This is a genomic window from Streptomyces sp. NPDC005070 (assembly GCF_053600395.1).
In genome coordinates this window covers 1-1,719 of the sequence record NZ_JBSFZS010000447.1, presented here as the reverse complement: position 1 = coordinate 1,719, position 1,719 = coordinate 1, and the positions used below count along the sequence as shown (strand labels likewise).

Here is a 1,719-nt window from a genome sequence, read left to right as displayed (position 1 = left end):
GTGAAAAAGCCCTCGGCCTCGTGAGCAAAGCCCCAGAAATCGCTGTCGTCCTCGTCCCCGGTCAGCGCGCACTTCTACCCCTCGCCGTCCCGCTCCGATGCTCGCATCACACCCCCCAGTGAGAGCGCTGATCCTACCGACGCCCGTCAGCTCACCGGGCAATCACCGGCACCGCCCCCACCCCTGGCCCCATCGCATCCACCTCAAAGGTCCACTGCCGAGTCATCGGTGCAACGCGTCTCCGCAGTCCCTGACGGCAATGGCCACTCCCACGACAAGGACGGCGGCCACAGGCACGGCTTCAAGGACGGCCGGGTGTTTCTTGCCCAAAGACATGGGGCCCCGCGTGATCGCGGATCCCGGCACGCGTTACTGTGCGCATTCTGGCTGGTCAGAAGACCTGTCCCCTCTGGTGGTGCATGAATTGATGGAGCCCCGCGTGCGTCGATCCCGTGCTGTTCCCGGCGTCATACTCGTCGGCTTGGTGAGCCTGTCCCTCGCGGCTCCCGCGTCCGCGGATACGCCGGGTCCCGTCGCGCCGGTCATCAGCGCCTTGGGCAGTTCCTCCGACGACGCCGGCTTCCTGGAGTTCCACGCCGCCTCCGACACACCGATCGATCCGGCATCGGTCACGGCGCAGCTGGCTCTGAGAGTCTCTGGCGAGCGGCCGGTGACGACCGTCGACACCGGCTTCGAGCTGGTCTCCGGCACGCCCACCGACGGCACTTGGCGCACCACGACACGGCTGTCCCTGGCGGCGCACGGCTGGTACGACGCAACGCTGAACCTCGCGGACGCCGACGGCGACCATCCCGCCTACCCGGCTCATGGGGAGATCAACTACAACGACTGGCCGGTCTTCACCGACACGCGGGCCGACCGCGGCACGGTCGACTACGAGCAACGATGGGTGACCGTTTCCGGGACGGTGTCCACCTTCGACCCAGCCACTGGTCTGACCACACCTGGTTGGGAGGCCGGCTCGCTCTATCTGTCCTCTCTGCAGAACAGCACGCAGGAGACGCGGGTCCCGTCCGTGGCCGCTGACGGCTCGTACTCGGTGACGAGCAAGCTCTACGGAACCCTGAGCGTCGGCGCGATGAACGGCAGTATGGGCACGACGAACTCCCCGTTCGTCCAGGTCGACAGGGTGTATGTCCCGACGCGTGTCGTCGTCGAGAAGGCCTCCGCCACCGTCGTCCGCGGCAACAGCTTCACGCTGCGGGGCAAGGCCCAATACCTGAGCCCCACCACCAACCAGTGGACCGGCCTGATCACGGACGACCCGGATACCGCAATCGCCGTCAGCAGCCCCGATCACTTCCAGGCCATCCGTCCAACCGCGCCTGACGGGTCCTTCTCCCTCACCACCCCGGACGTGCAGAACGAAGGCGGGTGGAGTGCGAGCATCGGCGGCTACGGCTTCCTCCTCCAGGCCTACGCCAGTACCCAGGTGCATGTTCTTTCGCGCTCCGTCCTGTCCTGGACCGACCGGACGATCTCCGGCGCCGGAACAGTGCGGGTAAAGGGCAGCCTCACAGCAGCCCCGGGCCCGTGCCCTCAAGGCAAGGTCCAGGTACAGCAGTCCCCCGACGGCAGCACCGGCTGGTCGACGATCGCCATGGTCACCCCCAACAGCACCGGGGCCTTCGACGCCACAGCCACCATCCCGGCTGCCAAACGCAACGGCTACCTGCGGCTTTACTACCCCGGCAGCGC

1 protein-coding gene is annotated in these 1,719 nt (G+C 67.2%); it reads left to right on the top strand.

From position 1 onward, the window contains the following. Nucleotides 1-346: 346 nt before the first annotated feature. Nucleotides 347-1,719 (top strand): hypothetical protein (locus tag ACWEBX_RS40100; RefSeq protein ID WP_451889630.1); only part of this gene is annotated, 1,373 nt, incomplete at its 3' end.